The sequence below is a fragment of the Naumannella cuiyingiana genome (assembly GCF_013408305.1).
GTDB lineage: Bacteria > Actinomycetota > Actinomycetes > Propionibacteriales > Propionibacteriaceae > Naumannella > Naumannella cuiyingiana.
Genome location: NZ_JACBZS010000001.1, coordinates 3,248,097 through 3,267,718 on the forward strand (window position 1 = coordinate 3,248,097; position 19,622 = coordinate 3,267,718).

Consider the following 19,622-nt stretch of genomic DNA (forward strand, 5'->3'; position numbering starts at 1 on the left):
GTCAGCCGATCCGGTCGATCACCACCGGCCGCGGGTGCGGTGCGGCGTCGCCGATCGCGATCGCGCCGGAAAGGTCGGCCAACGCGGGCGCGAATCGTTCCGGGGTGTCGGTGTGCAGGGTGAGCACGGGATCGCCCGCGGCGACGCGGTCGCCGGGCCGGGCGTGGATCTCGATCCCCGCGCCGGCCTGGACCGGGTCCTCCTTGCGGGTACGCCCGGCGCCGAGCCGCCAGGCCGCCACGCCGACGCCGAGAGCGTCCAGGCCGGTGACGACGCCGTCGCGGTCCGCGCGTACCTGCTCGGTCTCGCGCGCCCGCGGCAGCGCCGCATCAGGGTCGCCGCCCTGTGCGCTGATCATGGACCGCCAGACATCCATCGCCGCGCCGGAGGCGAGGGCGTGCTCCGGATCGGCCGCCACGCCGGCCGCCGCCAGCATCTCCCGAGCCAGCGCGAGCGTCAGCTCGACCACGTCCGCCGGGCCGCCCCCGGCCAGCACCTCGACCGATTCGGCGACCTCCAGCGCATTGCCCACGGAACGTCCCAGCGGGGTGGCCATGTCCGTCAGCAGGGCGACGGTGTTCACGCCGGCCGCGCGGCCCAACTCGACCATCGTGGACGCCAGCTCACGCGCGCTCGCCTCGTCCTTCATGAACGCGCCCGAGCCGACCTTGACGTCCAGCACCAGCGCGCCCGTGCCCTCGGCGATCTTCTTGCTCATGATCGAACTCGCGATCAGCGGGATCGACTCGACGGTGCCGGTGACATCGCGCAGCGCGTACAGCTTCTTGTCCGCGGGTGCCAGGCCCGCGCCCGCGGCGCTGATCACCGCACCGACGTCCTCGAGCTGGGCGAACAGCTCCGCATTCGACAGCGACGCCCGCCAGCCTCCGATCGCCTCCAGCTTGTCCAGGGTGCCGCCCGTGTGCCCGAGCCCGCGACCCGACAACTGCGGAACGGCGACGCCGCAGGCGGCCACCAGCGGCGCGAGCGGCAAAGTGATCTTGTCGCCGACGCCGCCGGTGGAGTGCTTGTCCGCCGTCGGCCGGGACAGCCCGGAGAAGTCCATCCGCTCGCCGGTGTCGATCATGGCCCGGGTCCAGGTGGCGAGTTCGGCCGGCGTCAGGCCGTTGAAGAAGATCGCCATCGCCAGTGCCGACATCTGTTCCTCGGCGACCGCGCCGTCGGTGTAGGCGCGGATCAGCCAGCGGATCTGGTCATCGTTCAGTGGCGTACCGTCGCGCTTGGCCCGGATCAGGTCGACGACGGCGAAGGACGACTGCTCGGTGCTCACCCGGGCAGTATGCCCGGCGGGCTCCGCGTTCGCGGCGCGGCGGCACGGCTGGCTAGGCTGAGGAAATGCGCGTTGCACGATTCTCCACCGGCGGTGAGCCACGCTACGGGCTGGTCGAACTGGCCCGCGACAACGGCGAACACCCCGACACCGTGGCCGTCCTGAACGGCGATCCGCTGGCCATGCCGGTCCAGTTGACCGGCGAGCGGCTGGCGCTCGACGCGGTACGCCTGCTCGCCCCCGTGATCCCGCGCTCGAAGGTGATCGGCGTCGGCCGCAACTACGCCGACCACGCCAAGGAGATGGGCAACGAGGTGCCCGCCACCCCGTTGACCTTCTTCAAGCCGAACACCGCCGTGATCGGCCCGGACGACCGGATCATCGCCCCGGCGGCGGCGAAGGAACTGCACTTCGAGGGCGAGCTGGCCGTGGTGATCGGCCGGATCGGCTCGCAGGTGCCGGCCGATCGCGCCCAGGACCTGATCTTCGGCTACACCGTCGCCAACGACGCCACGCTGCGCGACCTGCAACGCACCGACGGGCAGTGGGCCCGGGCCAAGGGCTTCGACACCTCCTGCCCGCTCGGCCCCTGGATCGTCACCCACCTGACGATCGAGGAGGCGGGCGAGCTGGAGCTCTCGACCTCGGTCGACGGCGAGCAGCGCCAGGCCGGCAACACCCGCGACCTGGTCCACCCGATCGCCGACCTGGTTGCCTACATCTCCTCCTACACCACCTTGTTGCCCGGCGATGTGATCCTGACCGGTACGCCCGCCGGGGTCGGCGAGATGCGCCCGGGACAGACCGTCAGCGTCCACATCGAGGGGATCGGCACCCTGACCAATACGGTCGGCGAACCCGGCTCGAGCGCGATCAGCAGCGGGCGGAAGACCGAACAGCCGGACGAGCAGGAGAAGGAAGCGAAATGAGCGATCCGGTCCTCGGCGACCTCGCCCCGCAGCAGGTGCGCGTCCGCTTCCCGCCCTCGCCGACCGGCAACCTGCACGTGGGCAACGTCCGCAGCGCACTGTTCAACTGGGCCTTCGCGCGCCACCACGGCGGCACGCTGGTGCTGCGGATCGAGGACACCGACACCGAGCGTTCCACCGCGGAGTCGATGCGCGGCACCATCGAGGCGCTGCGCTGGCTCGGCATCGACTGGGACGAGGGGCCCGAGGTCGACGGCCCCTACGCGCCCTACCTGCAGTCCGAGCGCGGCGAGATCTATCGCGATGTCGTCGCGAAACTGCTCGCGGGCGGGCAGGCGTACGAATGTTTCTGCACCCCGGCCGAGATCGAGGAGCGCGCGAAGGCGCGACCCAAGGGGGCGCCGTCCGGTTACGACGGGCACTGCCGCGACCTGACCGAGGACCAGCGCGCCGCGTACCGGGCCGAGGGCCGCTCGCCGGTGATCCGGATGCGGGTGCCCGACGGCGAGCTCGGCTTCGACGATCTGGTCCGCGGGCCCGTGTCGTTCTCCTCCGAGCACGTGCCGGACTATGCGATCGTCCGGGCCAACGGCCACCCGCTCTACACGCTGGTCAATCCGGTCGACGACGCGCTGATGAAGATCACCCATGTGCTGCGCGGGGAGGACCTGTTGTCCTCCACCCCGCGCCAGTTGGTGATGTATCGCGCGCTGGGCGAGGTCGGCGTGACCGACGGCGCGGTGCCGCGCTTCGGGCATCTGCCGTTCGTGATGGGGGAGGGCAACAAGAAGCTGTCCAAGCGCGATCCCGGCGGCGGCCTGGCCGACTATCGGGAGGCGGGCTATCTGCCCGAGGGGCTGCTCAACTATCTGGCGCTGCTCGGCTGGGCGATCGCCGACGACCGCGATGTGTTCACCATGCGCGAGATGATCGAGGCCTTCGACATCCGACGGGTGAACGCCAACGCGGCCCGGTTCGACCCGAAGAAGGCGCTCGCGATCAATGCCGCGCACATCCGGATGCTCGACCATGATCAACTCGCCGCCGCCGTGACGCCCTTCCTCGCCGAGGCCGGCCTGATCGCCGACCCGCCGACCGATGACCAGGCCCGACTGCTGGCCGGCGTCGTGCCGCTGATCGCGGAGCGGATCAACACGCTGTCCGAGGCCGTCGGCATGGCGGGCTTCCTGTTCCGCGCCGACGATCAGATCACCATCGGCAGCGACGCGGCGCTCAAGCCAGGCGATGCCGACACCCTGCAGGCGGCGCGCGACGCGCTGGCCGGGCTGCCCGATTTCGATCATGCGTCGATCGAGGAGGCGCTGCGCACCGCGCTCGTCGACGATCTGGGGCTGAAGCCGCGGCACGCCTTCGGGCCGGTACGCACGGCCGTCACCGGTTCCCGGATCTCGCCGCCGCTGTTCGAGTCGCTGGAGCTGCTCGGTCGCGACTCGGCGCTGGCCCGGATCGACCGGGCGTTGGACGGGCTCGCCGCCGATGCCGAATCCGCCGGCTGAGCCGGTAGCCCGCCCGGTGGCGCCCGCCGCGGCGTACCCCCAACTGCTGCGCACCGGCGCCCATCCGGCGCGGCTGTTGATCTTCTGTGCCCTGTTCACCGTCGCCGGGTTCGTGCTGGTGGTCTCGCTGCTGGCACAGGGGATCCTGGCGCTGGGCTGGCTGGCCGCCGGGCGCCCCGGGGAGCTTGCGGCAGCCCTGGCCGCCGGGCTCGCCTTCGAGACGCCGCTCGGCCTGTTCGCCACGAATGTCGCGATCGCGGCCACGGCGCTGATCCCGGTCCTGCTGGCCGTCACCGTGCTGCGGGTGCGGCCGGGCTGGCTGGTCTCGGTCCGCGGTCGGGTACGCGGGCGCTGGCTGGTCGCCTCGACCGTCCTGGCCGCCGTGGTCCTCGCACCGGTCGTGGCCGTGACCCTGCTGGCGCGCCCGCAGCCGGCACCGCCGGCCGACTTCGCCTGGTTCGCGGTGATCATCGTCGCCACCTCCCCGCTGCAGGCCGCCGCCGAGGAGCTCGTCTTCCGCGGGTTTCTCGCCCAGACCCTCGGGGCGTTGGTGTCCGGGCCCTGGCTGGGCGTGGTGGGTCCGGCGCTGATCTTCGCGGCCCTGCACGGCGCCCAGGACCCGTGGCTGTTCGCCAACCGGTTCGGTTTCGGTGTGGTGATGGGGATCCTGGTCTGGCTGACCGGTGGGCTCGAGGCGGCGATCGCCGCCCACGTGCTGAACAATCTCGCTGCGCTCGGGCTGGCCGCGGTCACCGCCACGTTGCCCGCCGCGCGAACCATGACCGCGATGGCGCCGGCCGAGGCGCTGCTCGGCCTGGTGGGCTATGCCGTCTTCGCGGTGCTCGCGGTGCTCGCCGCGCGGGTGCTCGGCGTACCGGTCCGCAGCGATTTGGCCGCTCCGCGCGGAATCGAGTAACGTTAGCCGTCGTTGCCGGACCCCCAGGGGCCGGTGATCGCCTGCCTCGGCAGTGATGTCAGGCAGATGGGGTATGGGGTAATTGGCAGCCCGACTGATTCTGGTTCAGTTAGTCTAGGTTCGAGTCCTAGTACCCCAGCGAACAGCGCGAATTGGCGGCGGGAGACCGCGTCCGGTACGCTCTGTCGGTCGCCTCGAGCGACATCTGGCCCCGTTGTGTAGCGGCCTAGCACGCCGCCCTCTCAAGGCGGTAGCGCGGGTTCGAATCCCGTCGGGGCTACCAGATCACCAGGGTCCCAGCGAACCGCTGGGGCCCTGGTGACGTCTTCGGGGTTGCGCGGCTCCGTCCCGCACCCGCAATCCCTGCTGGTTCGCGCCGCGGCGCACGGCACTAGGGTGGTGCCTCACCCACGCCGACGTCGCCGAGGGGAGCGCATCGTGTCCGAACACACCGACCGCTACGGGGAACAGACCGAGTTCACCGAGACCGAACGGCAGGGGCGATCCCCGGGCGAGCAGGAGCCGGCCGACCAGCGTCGGCGCATCCGCTGGATCGGCCTCGGGGTCGGCGTGGGCGTTGCCGTGTTGATCTACTTCGTGCTGCCCGCCGATCTCGGACCTGCCGGCCGGCTGACGGCCGCGACCGCTGCGCTGATGGCGGTGTGGTGGATGACCGAGGCGATCCCGATCCCGGCGACCGCGCTGGTGCCGTTGGTGATCTTCCCCGCGTTCACCGAGGTCAAGTTCGACGATGTCGGCGCGTCCTACGGCAACAACATCATCTTCTTGTTCATGGGCGGTTTCCTGCTCGCCCTGGCCATGCAGCGCTGGAACCTGCACCGGCGGATCGCGCTGACGACCGTGCGCCTGATGGGCACCAGGCCGCCGATGGTCGTCGCCGGCTTCATGCTCGCCACCGGCTTCTTGTCCATGTGGGTGTCGAACACCGCGACCGCGGTGATGATGCTGCCGATCGGGGTCTCCGTGCTGATGCTCGCGACGGGGCTCGCGCGGCGGGTCGACCGGGGTGCCGGTCGGGAGGAAAGCCAGGGGTCGTCGGCCGTCGAGGATCCGGATCCGACCTCACCGGCGGTCAAGGAGGAGGTCGTCCGCTCCAATTTCGGCACCGCGCTGATGCTCGGTATCGCCTACGCCGCGTCGATCGGCTCCCTCGCGACCATCATCGGCACGCCGCCGAATGCCTTCCTGGTCGGCTTCTTGTCCAGCAACTACGACATCCAGATCGGCTTCGGGCAGTGGATGCTGGTCGGCCTGCCGATCGCGCTGATCATGCTCGTGGTGACCTGGTTGTTGTTGACCAAGGTGTTGTTCCGGCCCGAGATCTCCGAGATCCCCGGCGGTCGGGAGCTGATGAGTGAGGAACTGCGCAAGCTCGGTCCGATGTCGTCGGGGGAGAAGCGGGTCCTGGCGATCTTCGTGCTCGCCGTGATCGCCTGGGTTGCATTGCCGCTGATCTTCGACAGCCCGCCGCTGTCGGATGCCGGCATCGCGATGGCCGTCGGCGTGCTGTTGTTCATCCTCCCGGCGGGTGCGGCGAAGGGGGTCCGGTTGCTGGACTGGCACAGCGCCGTGCAATTGCCGTGGGGCGTGCTGCTGCTCTTCGGCGGGGGCCTGGCGCTGTCGTCCCAGTTCACCGACAGCGGCCTCACGGCCTGGGTCGGTGAGCGTGCCCAGGGACTCGGCTTCCTGCCGACGATCGCGCTCGTCGCCGTCCTGGTCGCCGGTGTCATCTTCCTGACCGAGCTGACCTCGAACACGGCGACCGCGGCCTCGGTGCTGCCGTTGGTGGCCGGGCTCGCCATCGGCCTCGACCAGCCGCTGCTGATGCTCACCGTGCCGGTCGCGCTCGCGGCCACCTGCGCGTTCATGCTGCCGGTCGCGACGCCGCCGAATGCCATCGCCTACGGCTCCGGTTATGTGACCGTGGGGCAGATGGTGAAGGGCGGCCTGTGGCTGAACGTGATCGGCATCGTCGTGATCACGCTGCTCGGCATGGCGCTCATCCCGCTCGCCTTCCTCGGCGGTTGATCATTCGCCGGACCGGCGCAACACCTCGCTGAGCCGGTCGGCGGCCGCGATCACCGCCGGCGCGTGCATCCGGCCGGGCTGACGGGTCAGTCGCTCGACCGGGCCCGACACGCTGACCGCGGCGATCACCTTGCCGCTGGGGGAGCGTACCGGCGCCGAGACCGAGGCCACCCCGGACTCGCGCTCGGCAACCGACTGGGCCCAGCCGCGCCGCCGGACATTGGACAGTGCGGCCGCGGAGAAGCGGGCATCGCGCAGCCCGCGCTGCATCCGGTCGGGCTCCTCCCAGGCAAGCAGCACCTGGGCGGCCGAGCCCGCCTGCATGGTGAGCTGGGAGCCGATCGGCACCGTGTCGCGCAGCCCGGAGCTTCGCTCGGCGGCGGCCACGCACACCCGGAACTCGTTCTGCCGGCGGAACAGTTGGGCCGACTCGCCCGTGATGTCGCGCAATCGCGCGAGCACCGGCCCGGCGGTGGCCAGCAGACGATCCTCACCGGCCGCCGAGGCCAGTTCGGCCAGCCGCGGCCCGAGGACGAACCGGCCCTGCAGGTCGCGGCCGACGAGCCGGTGGTGCTCCAGCGCCACCGCGAGGCGGTGCGCGGTGGGGCGGGCCAGCCCCGTCGCGCTGACCAGCCCGGCGAGGGTGGTCGGCCCACCCTCCAGAGCCGTCAAGACGACGGCCGCTTTGTCGAGAACGCCGACGCCGCTAGTGTTGTCCATGTGATGATACTGCCGTCTCGGATGCTGGAATGCAACTGGCGGCACCGACGGACGAGCAGGATTGCGATGAGCCGGAACGGCACCGGGTGCCGCAGGATCGGGGACGAGGAGAGGAAGCGATGGGCAAGACGCTGAGCGACAAGCTGTGGGAGGACCATGTGGTGCGGTCCGCGCCGGGGGAGCCCGACCTGCTCTTCATCGACCTCCATCTCGTGCACGAGGTGACCAGCCCGCAGGCCTTCGACGGCCTGCGGCAGGCCGGCCGGACGGTACGCCGACCCGATCTCACCCTGGCCACGGAGGATCACAACACTCCGACGCTGGACATCGACAAGCCGATCGCCGACCCGACCTCGCGTACCCAGGTCGACACCCTGCGCCGCAATGCCGCCGAGTTCGGCGTCCGGATCCACAGCTTGGGCGACCCCGACCAGGGCGTCGTGCACATCATCGGGCCCTGGCTCGGGCTGACCCAGCCGGGGATGACCGTGGTCTGTGGTGATTCGCACACCTCCACCCACGGGGCGTTCGGCGCGCTGGCGTTCGGTATCGGGACCTCGGAGGTCGAGCATGTGTTGGCCACCCAGACCCTGCCGCAGGCGCGTCCGAAGACGATGGCGGTCAACGTCACCGGGGAGCTGGCCGAAGGGGTGACCGCCAAGGACGTCGTGTTGGCGTTGATCGCCAAGGTCGGGACCGGCGGCGGCGCGGGCTATGTGGTGGAGTATCGCGGCCCGGTGATCGAGCGGCTCTCGATGGAGGGCCGGATGACGATCTGCAACATGAGCATCGAATGGGGGGCGAAGGCCGGCATGATCGCCCCGGACGAGACGACCTTCGCCTATCTCGAGGGTCGCCCGCATGCCCCCGAGGGCAAGCAGTGGGAGGCCGCAAAGGCCTACTGGCGAACGCTTCGTACCGATGATGACGCCTCCTTCGACGTCGAGGTCGATCTCGACGTCAGCGATCTCTCGCCGTTCGTCACCTGGGGCACCAATCCCGGCCAGGGCGTCGCACTCGGCGAGGCCGTGCCCGATCCCACGAGCTTCACCGACGAGGTGGAGCGCCACGCCGCCGAGCGTGCGCTGGAGTACATGGGCCTGGCCGCGGGTACGCCGATGCGCGAGATCGGTGTCGACACCGTCTTCGTCGGCTCGTGCACCAACGGACGGATGGAGGATCTGCGGCTGGCCGCGCAGGTGATCGACGGGCACCGCGTCGCCGACGGGGTGCGCATGCTGGTCGTTCCCGGCTCCGCCCGGGTCCGGCTGCAGGCCGAGGCCGAGGGCCTGGACAAGATCTTCCTCGCTGCCGGTGCGGAGTGGCGGGCCGCCGGATGTTCCATGTGTCTGGGGATGAATCCGGACCAGCTCGCGCCCGGTGAGCGGGCCGCCTCCACCTCGAATCGCAATTTCGAGGGCCGGCAGGGCAAGGGCGGCCGGACCCATCTGGTCTCGCCGGCCGTTGCGGCGGCGACCGCGGTGGTCGGCCGGCTCGCCTCGCCCGCCGATCTTGCCCAACCGTCGCTCGTCTGAAGAATCGCGAGGAATTGATCATGGAAGCAATCACCACGCACACCGGGACCGCTGTGCCGCTGCGCCGCAGCAATGTCGACACCGACCAGATCATCCCGGCCGTGTACCTCAAGCGGGTCACGCGTACCGGATTCGCCGACGGTCTGTTCTCGGCCTGGCGCAACGACCCGTCGTTCGTGCTGAACGACCCGGCCCACGAAGGTGCGACGATCCTGATCCCGGGCCCGGACTTCGGCACGGGCTCCTCGCGCGAACACGCGGTGTGGGCCCTGATGGACCACGGCTTCCGGGTGGTGATCGGATCCCGCTTCGGCGACATCTTCCGCAACAACTCGGGCAAGGCCGGACTCGTGATCGCGGTGATCGACGAATCCGATGTGCACAAGCTCCAGGAACTGGTGGCGGGCGACCCGTCGCTCGAGATCACTGTTGATCTTGAGCACCGGACGATCACGGTCGCCGGTTGGACGATCGACTTCGAGATCGACGACTACACCCGGTGGCGGCTGATGGAGGGACTGGACGATGTCGCGCTGACCCTGCGCAACGAGTCCGACATCACTGCCTACGAAGGAAGACGCCTGCCGTTCAAGCCGAGCACGCTGCCGGCGGCCAGCGGTTCCTGAGGCCGCGGCGCCGGCGATCATCACCGCTGACCCCGCCGACATGATCGCGACTCGGCATGTCGGTATTTGTCATGTGCGATTGCACTGTTTAGCGTGAGTGCCAGCATTCGGGCCGAATGCTCCGCAACCCTGACCAGCAGGGTGCCTTAGGACTAAGAGGAAACCGTGAACAAGGCTGAACTGATCGAAGCACTGGCGCCGCAATTCGACGGCAACAAGGCCGAGGCGGGGCGCGCGCTCAATGCCGTCGTCGAGACGATCATCTTCTCGACGGCCAAGGATGGCCGCGTATCGATCACCGGCTTCGGCGTGTTCGAGAAGGTGCGCCGTCCCTCCCGGATGGTGCGCAACCCGCGGACCGGCGAGCGCAAGCGCGCCAAGGCGACCAACGTTCCGCGGTTCCGGGCGGGCACCGAGCTGAAGGCCTATGTGTCGGGGGAGAAGAAGGCCCCGCGCGCGACTGCGGCGAAGACGGCGACCGCCACCAGGTCCACGGCGAAGGCAACCGCGAGCAAGACGGCCGCGAGCAAGACGGCCGCGAGCAAGACGGCCGCGAGCAAGGCGAGCGCGAGCAAGACGGCGACGAAGAAGGCCACCCCGGCCAAGAAGACCGCCAGCAAGGCGACCGCCAAGAAGGCGACCACGGCCCGCGCCACCGCCAAGAAGACGACGGCGAGCAAGACGACCGCCAAGAAGGCGACTGCGAAGAAGGCGACTCCGGCCAAGAAGACCAGCGCCGCCCGCGCGACCACGCGCGCCACCGCGACCCGGAAGGCGCCCGCGCGCAAGAGCGCGCGTCGTTCCTGATCGCAGCACCATCTCCGCCGCGGCGGCCCGGATGATCCGGGCCGCCGCCGGCATCTCCGAGACATCGATCATCCTCGGACCGGCGTCTGCCCGGCGGATCGACGCCGTCAGCCGGTTCCGGTGATCATCTCCAACAGGGGGCGGGTCGCCGGCCCCAGTCCGAGGTCGGCGGCCCGGCGGAGGTCGGCGATCGTGTCGACATCCAGCCGCGCATCCGGCCACGCACCCCCCGGATCGAGCGCGCCGGATCGCAGATGCCGCAGCGCCGAGGCGCCCTCGAAGCCCGGTTGAAGATCGTTTCCGGTACGCAACGCCCGCCCGAACAGCATGGTCGAGCCCGTACCCGCGGCATCGCGAAGGAACGTCCGGGACCGGTCCGGCGCGGCGCCGACGAATGCGGCGACGCTGCTCGGCCGCAGGGCCGGCAGGTCGGCGACACAGGCCAGGACATTGCCCGATCCCTGCCTGAGCAGGCGATCCGCGCCGACGATCAGGGCGGCATTCAGATCCTGGCCCGGATCCTCGACCACTTCGACGGGTACCTCGGCGGTGACCGGTGCGAGGCCGACCCCGACGACGACGATCCGTTCGGCGACGCGCTGGAGGGCGCCGACCGTGTCCAGCAACATTGCCATCGCGAGCCGTTCCCGCAGCCGTGGATCGCCACCGATCCTCGTCTTCGCCCGGCCGAGGGCCTTCAACGCGACGACCGCGCCGAACGGGTGATTGTCGGTCGCACTGGGCACCGGACGATCTTGCCATGTGGCGAAGAACCGGATCTCCTACAGTGGAGCCGACCGCAGCCGAAGGAGAACATGCCGCATCGCTCACCGGTCGGGCCGGACCCGGCCGCCGCCCCGCTGGATCGCGTGAACACCGAGCCGGCCGAGCCAGGCCTGCGCCGGACGGTCGGCATTCTCGCCGCGCTGCTGCGCCGGATCACCCGGCGCGACTGGCGTGCGCAGGACAAGATCCCGCGCTCGGGGCCGGCGATCTTCGTGGTCAACCACATCTCCAACTTCGATCCGCTCGCCTATGGCCACTACCTGGCGTGGTCCGGTCGCTGGCCACGCTTCCTCGCCAAGGACGCGATCTTCCGGACCCCGGTGCTGGGCGCGATCGCCCGCGCCTGCGGCCAGATCCGCGTGCAGCGGGGGGCCGCCGACGGGGGCACCGCGCTGGCGGAGGCGGCGGCCGCGCTCGGCGAGGGGAAGTCGGTGACGATCTATCCCGAAGGCACCATCACCGCCGATCCGGAGGGCTGGCCGATGACCGGCCGCACCGGGGCGGCGCGCCTGGCGCTCGAGACCGGGGCGCCCGTGATTCCCGTCGGCCAGTGGGGAGCCCAGGAGGTGCTGCCCGGCAAGCGCCTGACCTGGCCGCGGCTGTGGCCGCGCAGGACGATGCGCCTGATCGCCGGCGACCCGGTCCCGCTCGACGATCTTCGGGAACGCCCGTTGGACGCCGGCACCCTGATCACCGCCACCGAGCGGATCACCGACGCGATCACCGGCCTGGTGGCGCAGTTGCGCGAGACCGAGCCGCCGGCCGGTCGGTGGGACCTGCGGCTCGGCCGGCGGGTGGGCCCCAGGGCGGCCGGCAGATGACCCGCGCCGCAGTCCTCGGTGCCGGCGCCTTCGGAACCGCGCTCGCGATCGTGCTCAGCGATGCCGGGCACACGGTGGTGCTGCAGGGGCGGCGGCCCGACCAGGTCGCCGAGATCAACCAGCGGCACACCAACGAGCGTTACCTGCCGGGCATCACGCTGCCCGACCGGGTGCGGGCGACCACCTCCGCCGACGACGCCTGCGAGTCCGCCGACCTGGTCGTGCTCGCGGTACCGGCCCAGGCTCTGCGGTCCAGCCTCGCCCGGTGGTCGCTGCCGACCGAGGCGGTCATCGTCTCCGCGGCGAAGGGCCTGGAGGCCGGCACCGGCGCCCGGATGAGCGAGGTGATCATCGAGTCCGGGGTGGCGGCCGAACGCCTCGCCGTGATCGCCGGCCCGAACCTGGCCCGGGAGATTGCGGCCCGCCTGCCCACCGGGGCGGTCGTCGCCGGTTTCGATCCCGAGATCACGCTGCGGGTGCAGCATGCCCTGCGCAGCCCGTCGTTCCGCCCTTACACCAACGACGATGTGGTCGGCTGCGAGCTGGCCGGTGCCGCCAAGAACCCGATCGCGATGGCGGTCGGGATGATCATCGGCCGAGGCCTCGGCGACAACCTGGTCGGTACGACGATGACGCGCGGACTGGCCGAGGCCACCCGGCTCGGTGAGGCGCTCGGCGCGGATCCGCACACCTTCGCCGGCCTGGCCGGGGTCGGTGATCTGGTCGCCACCTGTTACTCGCCGCTGTCGCGCAACCGCGGCTTCGGCGAGCGGCTCGGCCGCGGCATGTCGGTGGCTGACGCGCTCGCCGCCAGCTCCGGCGTGATCGAGGGCATTCCCACCTCGGGTTCGCTGGCCGCGCTGGCCGATGAACTCGGTGTCGAACTGCCGATCGTGTCGCGGGTGGCGCCCGTCGTCGAGGGCGAACTGACCGCGGACGAGGTCATCGACGCGCTGATGGCGCGCAGCGTCAAGCCCGAGCGATGACGCCAGAACGCGGCTTCGGCATCGGCTAGGGTCGCCCTCGTGACGAACCAGCAGCGACCCGACCGACCGATCCGGGTAGGGCTGATCTTCGGCGGCGCGAGCAGCGAGCACGGCGTCTCCTGCCTGGGCGCCGCCGGGGTTGTCCGGGCGATCGACACCGACCGCTACCAGGTGACCGGGATCGGGGTCGCGACCGACGGCCGTTGGACCCGGGTCGCTCCCGCCGACATCGAGCGGCTGCGGATCGTCGACGGCAGGCTGCCCGAGCTCGACGGCACGGGGCCGGAGGTTGCCCTGGTGCCGACAGCCAACGGGCCGGTGCTGGCGATGACCGACGGCTCGGGCAGTGAGCCGCTGGACGTGGCGATGATCATCATGCACGGGCCGGGCGGCGAGGACGGGACCGTCCAGGGGGTCTGCGAGACCGCCGGGCTGCGCTACACCGGATCGGGAGTCGCCGCGAGCGCCGTCTGCATGGACAAGCATCTGATGAAGTTGATGTTGAAGGCGGCCGGCGTACCCGTGGGACCGTTCGTGGTGATCACGCCCGAGGAATGGACCACCGACCGGGCCGCGGCGCTGGATGCCGTCGGCGCGCTCACCCTTCCGGTGTTCGTCAAGCCCGCTCGCGCCGGCTCGAGCCGGGGGATCAGCCGGGTCGCGACCGCCGGGGAGCTGCCGGCCGCGATCGAGGAGGCCCGGCGGCACGATCCGAAGGTGATCATCGAGGAGGGCTTCGTCGACGCCCGCGAGCTCGAGTGCGGGGTGCTGCAGGGGCCCGACGGTCCGCCGCGGGTCTCGGTGGTCGGCGAGGTGATCATGCACGGCAAGGACGGCTTCTACGACTACGAGTCCAAGTACACCCCGGGCGACGAGGTCTCCATCCAGGTGCCGGCCGAGGTGCCCGATGACGTCACCGAACGTCTGCAACAGCAGGCCCTGCGGGTGTTCGAACTGCTCGGTTGCGAGGGGCTGGCGCGCGTGGACTCGTTCCTCACCCGCGAGGGCCGGGTGATGATCAACGAGATCAACACGCTGCCCGGCTTCACCCCCACCTCGATGTTCCCGAAGGTGTTCGAGGCCGGAGCCATCGACTTCGCCGAGCAGATCGACACCTTGGTGTCCCAGGCGCTCGGGCGCCCGGCCGGCCTGCGCTGAGACGTCAGACGCAGGGGCGCTCCTGCGGCACATGGTCGGTGATCGGCCGGGCGAGATCGACCAGCACATTGGCCTCCGGCGCGTACTCCGGGGGCACCGTCACCTGGACCGGGGTGAGCCGCCCGAGGGTGGTGAACGTCCACCCCTGCTCGGACTCCTCGGCGTACCAGCCGACCTGGTTCACCTCGAAACACTGAGCGTCGGGGCCGGCCCCGGCCGGCAGTTCGCCACCGCAGGTCAGCACGATCGCCGGGTTTCCCCAGGCCGCACCGGTCCGGCCGGGCCGCGCCTCGCGACGGTCCTGGCCGCCCACGGTCGGCGGCAGGTCCGCGATCATCTTCGCGCAGGCCTGCGCCGCGGCCGCTTTCGGTTGTGGCTCGGCGATGTCCACCGGTCCGGCACATCCGGCCAGGATCGGCAGCGCGGCCAGGGCCGACAGCACGGTCGGTAGGGCGCCACCGCCCGTGCGGTGCCGCCCGTGTGGATTCATCGGTGTGCGGTCCCGCACCGGTAGCGGGTCAGATGTTGACGACCGGGCAGGTCACCGTGCGGGTGATCCCGGGCACCACCTGGACCTTGGCCACCACGAGCGAACCGAGGTCGTCGACATTGGGCGCCTCGACGCGGACGATCACGTCGTACGGGCCCGTCACGTCGTCGGCCTGGGTGACACCGGAGATCTGCCGGATCGCCTCCGCGACCTCGGCCGCCTTGCCAACCGCCGTCTGGACCAGAACGTAGGCCTGCACCACCATCGGAACCTCCATGTCTCAACGCGCCCGGACCCGCCGGGCTGCCGCCACGCTACCGTGTGGCCGGTGAGCTCCGACAGCGCAGGACCGACCATCGCCGAGATCGGGGAATTCGGGCTGATCGACCAGGTGCTCGCCGGGTTGCCGACCCAAGAGGCAGTGCGCGTCGGACCGGGCGACGAAGACGCGGTGCGCGTCGGCCCGGGCGACGACGGCGCGGTGATCGACTTCTCCGGACCCGTCGTGTGCAGCACCGACACGATGGTCGAGGGCGTGCACTTTCGCCGCGACTGGTCGTGGGCGCACGAGGTCGGGCGCAAGGCGGCCGCCGTGAACCTGGCCGACATCGAGGCGATGGGCGCGCGACCGGTCGCCCTGCTGGTGGCATTCTCGGCGCCGCCCGAGCTGCCCGCGAGCTGGGCCCGGCAGTGTTCCCAGGGCCTGGCCGAGGAGGCGGCGGCCGCGGGAGCGGTACTCGTCGGCGGGGACATGACCCGCTCCGGTGAGGTCACCATCGCCGTCACCGCGCTGGGTACGCCGGCCGCCGGCGGCCCCGTGTTGCGCTCCGGGGCCCGCCCCGGTCAGGTGATCGCCCTCCGCGGCCGGGTCGGCTGGGCGGCCGCGGGGCTGGTGGTGCTCAGCCGCGGGTTCCGATCGCCGCGCGCCGTGGTGGAGGCGCAGAAGGTGCCGCAGGTGCCCTACGGCGCAGGCGCGGAGGCCGCCGCCGCCGGCGCGGGTGCGCTGATCGACGTCTCGGACGGCCTGCTGGCCGATCTCGGTCACATCGCCGACGCATCGGACGTGACCTGCGATGTCGATACCGGCGCCTTCGAGGTTCCCGACCCGCTGCGGGCCGTGGCCGCCGCCACCGGGAGCGATCCGCTTGCCCTGATGCTCACCGGGGGCGAGGACCATGCGCTGGCCGCCACCTTCGACGAGGGTCGGGTTCCGGAGGGCTGGCTCGTCATCGGCCGGGTCCGCGACGCCGGGCCGGACGGGCCCGGCGTGCTCGTGGACGGCGCGCCGTGGGAGGAGGCAAGCGGCTATGAGCACTTCCGGCGGTGAGCTGCCCACGGCCCGGGTGCTGACGATCGCGGGCTCGGACTCCGGCGGGGGAGCCGGCATCCAGGCCGACCTGAAGACGATGCTCGCGCACGGCGTACACGGAATGAGCGTGCTGGCCGCGCTGACCGCGCAGAACTCCGTCGGGGTGCAGGACTTCTGGCCGGTGCCCGCGGACCTGGTCACCGCGCAGTTCCGCAGCGTCGTCGACGACATCGGCGTCGACGCGATCAAGACCGGCATGCTCGCCGACGCCGAACTGGTCGGCCTGGTCGCCGACCTGCTGGGTACGCTGCCCGCGCCGGTCCCGGTCGTCGTCGACCCCGTCTGCGCATCGAAGCACGGGGACCCGCTGATCGCCCCCGACGCGGTGGTCGCCCTGCGCGAGCGGCTGTTCGCGCGGGCCGATGTGATCACCCCGAATCTGGGTGAGGCGGCGCTGCTGAGCGGCCTGACCGTGCAGACCCCGCCCGACGAGCTCGCGGCGGCCCTGGCCGGATCCGGCCAGACCTGGACCCTGATCAAGGGCGGCCACGCCGAGGGCGAGCCGATCGACCGGCTCTACCGCGGTGCCGAACCGGTCCGCAGCTACCCCGGCCCGCGCCTGAGCAACCGGCACACCCACGGCACCGGCTGCACGCTGGCATCGGCACTGGCCTGCCAGCTCGCGCTGGGCAAGGAGATGCCGGAGGCGGTCGGGGCGGCCAAGCGCTACGTCACCGGCGCGATCGCCGGCGGGTTTGCGCTCGGGTCGGGCATCGGGCCGGTCGATCACCTGTGGGAGCTGCGCGGCCGGATCGACTGAGCGGCCCGGAGCGGGATCCTGCTCGCCCGCCCGGCGTGGTGGCGCGCCAGCGGACGAGGAGTTGACTAGTCTCGCCCGCATGGCGACCCGCGCGTCTTCCCCACCGCGGTCGGCAGCCTCGAGCAGCGCCAGATCGCGGTCGTCCGGAAGCAAGAAGTCCACGTCCACCCGCACCGGTGGAAGCAGTCCGCGTACCCGCACGCCGGCCAAGGGCGCTCCGACCCGCCAGCCGGCTGCGCGCAGCGGCGCCGCGGCCAAGCGGCGGCCGGCGAAGAAGAAGCAGGGCCGCGGGTTCTTCGGCACGATCGGGTACGCCACCGTGCAGGTGTGGCGCGGCATCGCGCTCGCCACCGGATCCGGCGCCCGGGCGATCGGCGGCAGCGCCCGCGATCTCGACCCGGAGCTGCGCCGCGACGGGATCGGACTGTTCCTGCTCGGCTGCGCGATCGTGCTGGCGGCCGCGCTGTGGTTCGGCCTGCCCGAGCCGGTCGGGCCCGCCATCGTGACCGGCACCACCACGGTGATCGGTCAGTTCATGGCCTACGCCGCGCCCGTCCTGTTCGCGGTGATGGCCTGGCGTACCCTGCGCCACCCCGACCGCAACGGGCCGCTCGGCCGGCAACTGATCGGCTGGGGCGCGCTGGCCTTCGGCGTGCTCGGGCTGATCAGCGTCTCCCGCAACATCCCGCCGCCCAGCGAGCCGGCCGCGATGCGCGAGGCGGGCGGCGTGCTCGGCTACATCTCCTCGTCGATGCTGGCCGACCTGCTGACCACCTGGGTGGCGACGCCGCTGCTGGTGCTGCTGGCGGTCTTCGGTCTGGTCGTGGTCGTCGGCGTCGCCATCCACGAGATTCCCGCCCGGCTGCAGGCCTTGCGCGAGGCGATCCCGCAGCGCCGGCCGGCGGGGACCGATGAGGACGAGCCGGAATACGGCGTGGACGAGGCCTATGACACCCCGATCGTCGGCGGCCGACAGGTGGCGGGCGACGAGCAGGAGGACCACGACGAGGCCGAGAGCGCGGACCTGCCGCCCGCACCGAGCCGTCCGCGTCAGCCGCAGGTCGCCACCGTGCACCTCGACCCGCCGACGGACGAGCCGGAGGACGTACTGCCCGTCGAGGACCACGACCGGGTGTTCGACTATGCCGAGCTGGAGCCGGACGAGCCGCCGCGGCCGAAGCCCGGGGCCCGGCCCGCGGACACGCGCAGCGAGCCGCGGCCCGAGCCCGCCCCGCCGGAGCACTCGCCGGCGCCGGCCCGTGCCGAGCAACAGGTGCTCTCCGGCGATGTGCAGTACGTCCTGCCGGACCCCGGCCGGTTGAAGCCCGGCAGCGTGCACAAGGAGCGGACCAAGGCATCCGACGACGTGGTGCAACGGCTGACCGGCGTGCTGGACCAGTTCAACATCGACGCCACGGTCACCGGCTACACCCGCGGGCCGACCGTGACCCGCTACGAGGTGGAACTCGGCCCCGCGGTGAAGGTCGAGAAGGTCACCGCGCTGAGCAAGAACATCTCCTACTCCGTCGCCAGCGCCGACGTGCGGATCCTGTCGCCGATCCCGGGGAAGTCGGCGATCGGCATCGAGATCCCGAACACCGACAAGGAGATCGTCTCGCTCGGTGACGTGCTCCGCTCGCCGAAGGCCCGCAATGATCATCACCCGATGACGATGGGCCTGGGCAAGGACGTCGAGGGCGGCTTCGTGATCGCCAACCTCGCGAAGATGCCGCACCTGCTGGTGGCCGGCGCGACCGGTTCGGGCAAGTCGAGCTTCGTCAACTCCATGATCACCTCGCTGCTGATGCGGGCCACGCCCGACGAGGTGCGGATGCTGATGGTCGACCCGAAGCGGGTGGAGCTCACCGCCTATGAGGGGATCCCGCACCTGGTCACGCCGATCATCACCAATCCGAAGAAGGCCGCCGAGGCGCTGCAGTGGGTGGTCAAGGAGATGGACACCCGCTACGACGACCTCGCCGCGTTCGGCTTCAAGCACGTCGACGACTTCAACAAGGCGGTACGCGCGGGTCAGGTCAAGCTGCCCGAGGGCTCCGAGCGACGGCTGGAGCCCTACCCGTACCTGCTCGTCGTGGTCGACGAGCTGGCCGACCTGATGATGGTCGCCCCGCGCGATGTCGAGGACTCGATCGTCCGGATCACCCAGCTCGCCCGCGCCGCCGGTATCCACCTGGTGCTCGCGACACAGCGACCGTCGACCGACGTGGTGACCGGCCTGATCAAGGCCAATGTGCCGTCCCGGCTGGCCTTCGCCACCTCGTCGATGACCGACTCGCGCGTCATCCTGGACCAGCCCGGCGCGGAGAAGCTGGTCGGGCAGGGAGACGCGTTGTTCGTGCCGATGGGGGCCTCGCGGGCGATCCGCGTGCAGGGTGCCTGGGTCAGCGAGGCCGAGGTACGCGGGGTGGTGAAGCACGTCAGCGAGCAGCTCAGCCCGCAGTACCGGGAGGACGTGGCCGCCGCGACCGAGGCGAAGAAGGAGGTCGCCGAGGACATCGGCGACGACCTGGAGCTCGTGCTGGAGGCCACCAAGCTGGTGGTCACCCTGCAGCTCGGGTCGACCTCGATGCTGCAACGCAAGCTGCGGGTCGGGTTCGCCAAGGCCGGCCGGCTGATGGACATCCTGGAGACCCGGGGCATCGTCGGGCCGTCGGAGGGCTCCAAGCCGCGCGACGTACTGGTCAAACCCGACGAACTGGACGAGGTGCTGGCCACTCTGGCCGAGGGCTGACGTCGGCCTGCGGCTGCGCCGACCCGGCCGGGCTCGTCGATGACCGTCGAGTTCGCGCTGGTCAAACCCGCGGGCCGGGACAAGTGGTTGATCGAGAGCATGTCCAGCAA

The 19,622-nt window shown here is 71.2% G+C and carries 18 protein-coding genes and 2 tRNA genes; 15 read left to right on the top strand and 5 right to left on the bottom strand.

The annotated features are described in order from the left end of the window. Window position 1: 1 nt before the first annotated feature. On the bottom strand, window positions 2–1,291 hold the full coding sequence (locus GGQ54_RS15265; RefSeq protein WP_179446139.1) for a thymidine phosphorylase: 1,290 nt from the start codon (window positions 1,289–1,291) through the stop codon (window positions 2–4). Between the two features lie 65 nt (window positions 1,292–1,356). Between GGQ54_RS15265 and GGQ54_RS15270 the strand changes: the two genes are divergently transcribed. From GGQ54_RS15270 to GGQ54_RS15295, 6 genes are all read left to right on the top strand, one after another. Next, entirely contained in the window at window positions 1,357–2,220 is an 864-nt protein-coding gene (locus GGQ54_RS15270; protein ID WP_179446140.1) for a fumarylacetoacetate hydrolase family protein, read from the top strand. Continuing rightward, the gene (gltX, locus tag GGQ54_RS15275; RefSeq protein WP_179446141.1) at window positions 2,217–3,737 is read left to right on the top strand and encodes a glutamate--tRNA ligase; all 1,521 of its coding nucleotides are present in this window, start codon (window positions 2,217–2,219) and stop codon (window positions 3,735–3,737) included. The genes GGQ54_RS15270 and gltX overlap by 4 nt, the downstream gene beginning before the upstream one ends. Next, window positions 3,718–4,653, top strand: coding sequence for a CPBP family intramembrane glutamic endopeptidase (locus tag GGQ54_RS15280; protein ID WP_179446142.1), 936 nt, complete (start codon window positions 3,718–3,720; stop codon window positions 4,651–4,653). The genes gltX and GGQ54_RS15280 overlap by 20 nt, the downstream gene beginning before the upstream one ends. 67 nt (window positions 4,654–4,720) lie before the next feature. Further along, window positions 4,721–4,792, top strand: a tRNA-Gln gene (locus GGQ54_RS15285). A gap of 68 nt (window positions 4,793–4,860) precedes the next feature. Further along, window positions 4,861–4,936: transfer RNA gene (locus GGQ54_RS15290), tRNA-Glu, on the top strand. A gap of 155 nt (window positions 4,937–5,091) precedes the next feature. Next, a complete protein-coding gene (locus GGQ54_RS15295) occupies window positions 5,092–6,702 on the top strand; it encodes a DASS family sodium-coupled anion symporter (RefSeq protein ID WP_218843893.1) in 1,611 nt (536 codons plus the stop codon). Here GGQ54_RS15295 and GGQ54_RS15300 read toward each other — a convergent pair whose 3' ends face one another. Beyond that, window positions 6,703–7,422, bottom strand: coding sequence for an IclR family transcriptional regulator (locus GGQ54_RS15300; protein WP_179446143.1), 720 nt, complete (start codon window positions 7,420–7,422; stop codon window positions 6,703–6,705). A gap of 119 nt (window positions 7,423–7,541) precedes the next feature. On the opposite strand from GGQ54_RS15300, the gene leuC reads away from it, so the two are divergent. The 3 genes from leuC (at window position 7,542) to GGQ54_RS15315 (ending at window position 10,390) form a co-directional block, all read left to right on the top strand. Continuing rightward, window positions 7,542–8,957: a 3-isopropylmalate dehydratase large subunit gene (leuC, locus tag GGQ54_RS15305; RefSeq protein WP_179446144.1), complete on the top strand. Its 1,416-nt coding sequence runs from the start codon at window positions 7,542–7,544 to the stop codon at window positions 8,955–8,957. A gap of 20 nt (window positions 8,958–8,977) precedes the next feature. Then, window positions 8,978–9,583 (top strand): 3-isopropylmalate dehydratase small subunit, encoded by a 606-nt coding sequence (gene leuD / locus GGQ54_RS15310; RefSeq protein ID WP_179446145.1) that lies wholly within the window; start codon window positions 8,978–8,980, stop codon window positions 9,581–9,583. A 165-nt stretch (window positions 9,584–9,748) separates the two neighbouring features. Then, complete coding sequence (locus GGQ54_RS15315) at window positions 9,749–10,390, top strand: HU family DNA-binding protein (protein ID WP_179446146.1); 642 nt, start codon at window positions 9,749–9,751, stop codon at window positions 10,388–10,390. A 107-nt stretch (window positions 10,391–10,497) separates the two neighbouring features. Here the strand turns inward: GGQ54_RS15315 and cofC are convergent, their stop codons facing one another. Next, on the bottom strand, window positions 10,498–11,136 hold the full coding sequence (gene cofC / locus GGQ54_RS15320) for a 2-phospho-L-lactate guanylyltransferase (protein ID WP_179446147.1): 639 nt from the start codon (window positions 11,134–11,136) through the stop codon (window positions 10,498–10,500). Between the two features lie 69 nt (window positions 11,137–11,205). Between cofC and GGQ54_RS15325 the strand changes: the two genes are divergently transcribed. The 3 genes from GGQ54_RS15325 to GGQ54_RS15335 are packed head-to-tail and all read left to right on the top strand — an operon-like array spanning window position 11,206 to window position 14,141. Further along, window positions 11,206–11,997: a lysophospholipid acyltransferase family protein gene (locus GGQ54_RS15325; RefSeq protein WP_179446148.1), complete on the top strand. Its 792-nt coding sequence runs from the start codon at window positions 11,206–11,208 to the stop codon at window positions 11,995–11,997. Then, on the top strand, window positions 11,994–12,983 hold the full coding sequence (locus tag GGQ54_RS15330; protein ID WP_179446149.1) for an NAD(P)H-dependent glycerol-3-phosphate dehydrogenase: 990 nt from the start codon (window positions 11,994–11,996) through the stop codon (window positions 12,981–12,983). Before GGQ54_RS15325 ends, GGQ54_RS15330 begins: the two co-directional genes overlap by 4 nt. A 39-nt stretch (window positions 12,984–13,022) precedes the next feature. Next, window positions 13,023–14,141: a D-alanine--D-alanine ligase gene (locus GGQ54_RS15335; RefSeq protein WP_179446150.1), complete on the top strand. Its 1,119-nt coding sequence runs from the start codon at window positions 13,023–13,025 to the stop codon at window positions 14,139–14,141. A 4-nt stretch (window positions 14,142–14,145) separates the two neighbouring features. Here the strand turns inward: GGQ54_RS15335 and GGQ54_RS15340 are convergent, their stop codons facing one another. Together GGQ54_RS15340 and GGQ54_RS15345 are read right to left on the bottom strand one after the other, a co-directional pair. Next, entirely contained in the window at window positions 14,146–14,631 is a 486-nt protein-coding gene (locus GGQ54_RS15340) for a DUF3515 family protein (protein ID WP_179446151.1), read from the bottom strand. 28 nt (window positions 14,632–14,659) lie between these two features. Continuing rightward, window positions 14,660–14,896, bottom strand: a complete 237-nt coding sequence (locus GGQ54_RS15345) for an Lrp/AsnC family transcriptional regulator (RefSeq protein ID WP_179446650.1) — start codon at window positions 14,894–14,896, stop codon at window positions 14,660–14,662. A 63-nt stretch (window positions 14,897–14,959) separates the two neighbouring features. Here GGQ54_RS15345 and GGQ54_RS15350 point away from each other — a divergent pair, with 63 nt between their 5' ends. The 3 genes from GGQ54_RS15350 (at window position 14,960) to GGQ54_RS15360 (ending at window position 19,512) form a co-directional block, all read left to right on the top strand. After that, the gene (locus tag GGQ54_RS15350) at window positions 14,960–15,958 is read left to right on the top strand and encodes a thiamine-phosphate kinase (protein ID WP_179446152.1); all 999 of its coding nucleotides are present in this window, start codon (window positions 14,960–14,962) and stop codon (window positions 15,956–15,958) included. Continuing rightward, window positions 15,939–16,760 carry a bifunctional hydroxymethylpyrimidine kinase/phosphomethylpyrimidine kinase gene (gene thiD / locus GGQ54_RS15355; RefSeq protein ID WP_179446153.1) on the top strand — a complete coding sequence of 274 codons (822 nt, stop codon included), beginning with the start codon at window positions 15,939–15,941 and terminating at the stop codon, window positions 16,758–16,760. The genes GGQ54_RS15350 and thiD overlap by 20 nt, the downstream gene beginning before the upstream one ends. A gap of 79 nt (window positions 16,761–16,839) precedes the next feature. Continuing rightward, window positions 16,840–19,512 carry an FtsK/SpoIIIE family DNA translocase gene (locus GGQ54_RS15360; protein ID WP_179446154.1) on the top strand — a complete coding sequence of 891 codons (2,673 nt, stop codon included), beginning with the start codon at window positions 16,840–16,842 and terminating at the stop codon, window positions 19,510–19,512. Window positions 19,513–19,622: the final 110 nt, after the last annotated feature.

What these genes read in the sequence shown, in the direction of transcription:
- GGQ54_RS15270 (WP_179446140.1), top strand. Translation starts at nt 1,357, where the DNA reads ATGCGCGTTGCACGATTCTCCACCGGCGGTGAGCCACGCTACGGGCTG.
- gltX (WP_179446141.1), top strand. Translation starts at nt 2,217, where the DNA reads ATGAGCGATCCGGTCCTCGGCGACCTCGCCCCGCAGCAGGTGCGCGTC.
- GGQ54_RS15280 (WP_179446142.1), top strand. Translation starts at nt 3,718, where the DNA reads ATGCCGAATCCGCCGGCTGAGCCGGTAGCCCGCCCGGTGGCGCCCGCC.
- GGQ54_RS15300 (WP_179446143.1), bottom strand. Translation starts at nt 7,422, where the DNA reads ATGGACAACACTAGCGGCGTCGGCGTTCTCGACAAAGCGGCCGTCGTC.
- leuC (WP_179446144.1), top strand. Translation starts at nt 7,542, where the DNA reads ATGGGCAAGACGCTGAGCGACAAGCTGTGGGAGGACCATGTGGTGCGG.
- leuD (WP_179446145.1), top strand. Translation starts at nt 8,978, where the DNA reads ATGGAAGCAATCACCACGCACACCGGGACCGCTGTGCCGCTGCGCCGC.
- GGQ54_RS15325 (WP_179446148.1), top strand. Translation starts at nt 11,206, where the DNA reads ATGCCGCATCGCTCACCGGTCGGGCCGGACCCGGCCGCCGCCCCGCTG.
- GGQ54_RS15330 (WP_179446149.1), top strand. Translation starts at nt 11,994, where the DNA reads ATGACCCGCGCCGCAGTCCTCGGTGCCGGCGCCTTCGGAACCGCGCTC.
- GGQ54_RS15340 (WP_179446151.1), bottom strand. Translation starts at nt 14,631, where the DNA reads ATGAATCCACACGGGCGGCACCGCACGGGCGGTGGCGCCCTACCGACC.
- GGQ54_RS15345 (WP_179446650.1), bottom strand. Translation starts at nt 14,896, where the DNA reads ATGGTGGTGCAGGCCTACGTTCTGGTCCAGACGGCGGTTGGCAAGGCG.
- thiD (WP_179446153.1), top strand. Translation starts at nt 15,939, where the DNA reads ATGAGCACTTCCGGCGGTGAGCTGCCCACGGCCCGGGTGCTGACGATC.
- GGQ54_RS15360 (WP_179446154.1), top strand. Translation starts at nt 16,840, where the DNA reads ATGGCGACCCGCGCGTCTTCCCCACCGCGGTCGGCAGCCTCGAGCAGC.